The organism is Streptomyces zinciresistens K42, assembly GCF_000225525.1.
Lineage (GTDB): Bacteria > Actinomycetota > Actinomycetes > Streptomycetales > Streptomycetaceae > Streptomyces > Streptomyces zinciresistens.
Genome location: NZ_AGBF01000335.1, coordinates 1 through 4,311 on the forward strand (window position 1 = coordinate 1; position 4,311 = coordinate 4,311).

At 68.1% G+C, this 4,311-nt stretch carries 3 protein-coding genes and 3 pseudogenes; 3 read left to right on the forward strand and 3 right to left on the reverse strand.

The genetic code is table 11. The annotated features are described in order from the left end of the window. Window positions 1–66 precede the first annotated feature (66 nt). Window positions 67–1,283 (forward strand): IS3 family transposase gene (locus SZN_RS35760; protein WP_086021497.1). Its coding sequence is split into 2 segments (ribosomal slippage): window positions 67–382 and window positions 382–1,283, totalling 1,218 coding nucleotides; the frame shifts between segments, so codons are not numbered across the junction. Between the two features lie 33 nt (window positions 1,284–1,316). Here the strand turns inward: SZN_RS35760 and SZN_RS35765 are convergent. Then, window positions 1,317–1,475, reverse strand: a pseudogene (locus SZN_RS35765) (four-helix bundle copper-binding protein); the annotation flags it as partial. Window positions 1,476–1,662: 187 nt separating this feature from the next. Here SZN_RS35765 and SZN_RS39470 point away from each other — a divergent pair. Next, a pseudogene (locus SZN_RS39470) lies at window positions 1,663–2,666 on the forward strand (IS5 family transposase). Between the two features lie 113 nt (window positions 2,667–2,779). Here the strand turns inward: SZN_RS39470 and SZN_RS35780 are convergent. Both SZN_RS35780 and SZN_RS43030 read right to left on the reverse strand, forming a co-directional pair. Continuing rightward, window positions 2,780–3,421, reverse strand: a complete 642-nt coding sequence (locus SZN_RS35780) for a DUF305 domain-containing protein (protein ID WP_007505193.1) — start codon at window positions 3,419–3,421, stop codon at window positions 2,780–2,782. 107 nt (window positions 3,422–3,528) lie between these two features. Beyond that, on the reverse strand, window positions 3,529–3,924 hold the full coding sequence (locus SZN_RS43030) for a DUF6153 family protein (RefSeq protein WP_086021496.1): 396 nt from the start codon (window positions 3,922–3,924) through the stop codon (window positions 3,529–3,531). A gap of 161 nt (window positions 3,925–4,085) precedes the next feature. Between SZN_RS43030 and SZN_RS42100 the strand changes: the two are divergent. Next, window positions 4,086–4,311, forward strand: a pseudogene (locus tag SZN_RS42100) (site-specific recombinase); the annotation flags it as partial.

A 4,311-nucleotide genomic window follows, 5' to 3' on the forward strand; every position in this document is an offset into this window, starting at 1 on the left:
CCTGACCCTTGAGCGTGGACACCTTGGACACTGGACCTTGAGGGTCCAGAGGAAGAGATGTCACTGATGGTGATGAAGGTGTACTCGGCGGAGTTCAGGGCGGACGCTGTCGCGCTGTACCTGTCGGACCCGAAGAACACGTTCGAGGGCGTCAGCAAGGACCTGGGGGTCAGTCGGGAGACGCTGCGGAACTGGGTGCGGGTCGAGCGGGCCCGGAAGGGCCGCGGGGCGGCCGTGAGTGGCTCGCCGCGGGCGGCACAGGCCGTGGATGTACCCTCCGACGATGTGCTGAAGGAAGAGAACAAGCAGCTCAGGGCTCGGATCCGGGAGCTGGAGACCGAGCGGGAGATCCTGCGGAGGGCCGCGAAGTATTTCGCCGGCGAGACCAACTGGTGAGCCGTTTCCAGTTCGTTGATGATCATCGCGGCGCGTTCGGCGTCAAGCGGCTGTGCCGGGTCCTGGAGGTCTCCAGGTCCGGGTTCTACCGGTGGCTGAAGGGCGCCCCGGCCCGCATGGAGCGGGCGCGGTCCGATGCCCGCCTGGCCCGGCGGATACGGGAGATCCACAAGGAGTCCGACGGTACCTACGGCGTCCCGCGGATCACGGCCGAGTTGCAGGAAGCCGGGATCGAGGTGAACCACAAGCGGGTCGCGCGTGTGATGGCCCGGATCGGCCTTCAGGGCGTGCACCTGCGCAGGAAGGTCCGGACCACCGTCCCCGAGCCGTCCGCGACGCCGGTGCCCGATCTGCTGCGGCGTGACTTCACCGCGAGCGAGCCGAACACCAAGTATGTCGGCGACATCACTTACCTGCCTGTCGGTGACGGTCAATTCCTTTATCTGGCAACGGTGTTGGACCTGTGCTCGAAACGGCTGGCGGGCTGGTCGATCGCCGACCACATGCGCACCGAGTTGGTCACCGATGCGCTCCGGGCTGCGGCTCGTACCCGTGGCGGAACCCTTGATGGGGCGATATTCCACAGCGACAACGGCGCCCAGTACGCATCGAAGGAGTTCGCGGACGTGTGCCGTGAACTCGGCGTGACCAGATCGCGCGGGGCGGTCGGAACCTCGGCGGACAACGCCGCCGCCGAATCCTTCAACGCAAGCCTGAAACGGGAGACCCTGCAGGGAAGGAAACGCTGGCCAGGAGCGCGTGAGGCGCGTCTTGCGGTGTTCCGGTGGGTTACTCGCTACAACACGAGAAGGAGGCACTCCGCACTCGGCCAGATCAGCCCGATCGCCTTCGAACAACGATCAGTTACGCTGGCCGATGCCGCATAGCAAACGGTGTCCACGACTCGGGGTGAAGCCCCGGTCGGCGACCATCTCCTCCGACACGCAGGCGTCCGCACACGCGGTGCATGCCTGTGCGCAGGCCATGCATTCCTCGATGCAGCGGGCGGGTTTGTCCCGGTCGACCGATCCGAGGTCGGCGGGGTAGGCGTCCAGCATGTCGTTCACGGCACTGCTCATCGGGGGTGCTCTCCTTGACCGCCCCCGCAAGGCCGGCCGCCGGACGGCGCGCCGCGTGGGCCCGCGGGGTGCCCTATGGGTAACCGGGCCGCGGGCGGACAAAACCCGCCGCTAGGGCCTGTGTGAGGTCGTGATCATTCTCGGGTTCTGGTCCCGCGCGGGGGTGGGGCCTGGTAGGACGCTGGGTGTGACACGTACGCAACTCACCGACGAGCAGTGGGAGTTCATCGAGCCGTACCTGCCGATAGGCGAGTACGGTCCGTACCCCGAGCGACTGCGGGAGCAGTTCGAGGGGGTGATCTGGCGGTTCCGGTCGAGCGCCCAGTGGCGCGAGATGCCTGCCGAGTTCGGACCATGGCCGACGGTCTACGGGCGCTTTCGCGTCTGGCGGGACGCCGGGGTCTTCTCCGCTCTTCTGGAAGGCATGATCGCCGAGGCCGCTCGCCGGGGACGGGTGGATTTATCCCTGGTCAGCGTGGATTCCACTACGGCCCGCGCTCACCACGACGCGGCCGGGATGCACCTCGGCAAGGACGTCATGGATGCCCTTGAGGAAGCCGCCGCCGAGCAGGAGCGGGCCCGGCAAAAAGGGGCGGCAAGCCGGGACAGAACGGGCAGGACGGCGGGGGCGACCCCGGGCAGGAAGAGCGACGGCGTATCAGGCGACGGCGCAGGTTCCGGCTGAACCAAGCCCTGCTGGGCAGGTCCCGCGGCGGACTGACGAGCAAGATTCATCTCGCCGCGGACCGCAGGTGCCGTCCGCTGTCTCTCGTGCTGACCGCAGGACAGGCCGGCGACAGCCCGCAGTTCGTCCCCGTGCTGCAGAAGATCCGGGTCCGTCTGCCTGTGGGCCGGCCTCGGACCCGGCCCGGTGCTGTGGCCGCGGACAAGGCCTACTCGTCCCGCGCCAACCGCTCTTACCTGCGTAAACGCAGCATCAAGGCAGTCATTCCGGAGAAGAAGGACCAGGCCGCCAACCGGAAGAAGAAGGGCCGCCGAGGCGGCCGCCCCACGTGCCACGACCGTGATCTTTACAAGGAGCGGAACACGGTCGAGCGGCTCATCAACAAGCTGAAGGCCTGGCGGGGCATCGCCACTCGATACGACAAGTCGCCCGAGAGCTACCTCGCCGGCCTCCACCTCCGGGCCTCAATGATCTGGATCAACGACCTGCTGAAGGCAACTGGCTGATCACAACGTCACACAGGCCCTAGGCCGCGCCCGGGCTGACCGGCCTCTTGGCGCGGGCGCGTCCGAGACCGCGTGGTGGGAGTGCACAGCACCCCCACCACGCGGCGTGCCGATTACTTGCCGAGCATGGTGTTCATCTGGCTGATCTCGGCGGACTGGGCGGTGACGATGGTCTTGGCCAGGTCCTTGGCGGGGCCATAGGCTCCCTTGGACTGCTCGGTCTCGGCCATCGCGATCGCGCCCTGGTGATGCTCGATCATCATCTTCAGGAACGCGGTGTCGAAGGCGGCGCCCGAGAGCGTGTCCAGCTTGGCCATGTCGGCGTCGTTCATCATGCCCGACATGGAGTCGCCGCCGGAGTGGTCCATGCCGCTCTTGCCGGCGGCAGGGACGTCCTCGCCCCAGCTCTTGAGCCAGCCCGACATCGTGGTGATCTCGGGGTCCTGCGCCTTCTTGATCTTCGCGGCCAGGTCCTTGACCTCCTGTGACTTAGCCCGGCCGGGTGCGAGGTCTGCCATGGCGACGGCCTGACGATGATGGACGATCATGCCCTGCGCGAACGCCACGTCCTGGGCATTGCGGCTGCCTGTGGAGGCGGGAGCGGACGTCTTGGGCGTCATCGAGCTCATGTCGTGGCCGGCAGAGCCGGAGGACGTGTCGTTGCTGTTGTCGCCGCAGGCGGCCAGCGCCACGGCGGCGGTGACGGTGGCTGCGACGACGGCAGCCCGGCGGGCCAGGGAACGGTGTGAGGTCATGACGGAGGCAACTCCTTGGTATGTGCGGTGCACAGTGGATGAAAGGCATGAGCCACGGTCGCCATCAGCCCGGAAAATGGGCGTGAACGGGTGCCGTGCGGGTGCCTCTAAATCCGCAGGAGTTGCAGCTGGGCCAGATCGGGCGGGGCCCGCCCCTCGGCGCTCCCGGCCGCCGAGGCGCGCGACGGCACCTCGGAGACACTATGCGGGGCGGAAGCGAGAGCGAGGGCAGGAGGCGTGTATGTCACGCCGGTGCGTGGGGCCGCGCAGGTGGGGTCCGCATGCTCCATGTTTCCGCCCGCACCGGCGTTGTTCGCGTGCTGGCAGCCGTCACCGTTCTGGTGCACGGGCGCGATATCAGCCGGGACCGTGGCGGAGTGGGCGGACATTCCTGCACCGCCCATAGGCACCACAGCGGGTGCCAGACCATGCATAGCCAGCAGCCCGGTAAGCAGCGCCAGGATCAGCAACAGCGGCCGGCGCCCCGCAGGGCACACACGCATCGGCCGCAGGCTGTTACCGGTCACCTGCCCATAGTACGGGCGGCCCCCGGGCCCGCCGGGGGCAGGCACCGGACGGCGGCTCGATGCCTCGCTGAGGGGCAAGGCTTTCTGGGAGCCTACCTCTACGCGAGCGCGGGCCGAGCCGACAAGGTGCTGCCCACGTGGAGGACCAGTTCACCACGGACGAGCGCGGAAAGATCGGCGCCAAGGACGGTGCGACCGAGCGGCCCCGGCGAGGTCGCAACCCGGCCTGGTACCCGATCACCGAACAGGCACGGCTGTCCTACCGCCGCGCGCAAGAGATCTTCGAGGAGAGTACCCGGCTGCCGGCCAGCCCCCTGGCCGGTCCGGAGGACGTCGACGATCTGGAGGGGGCCCTCCATGAGC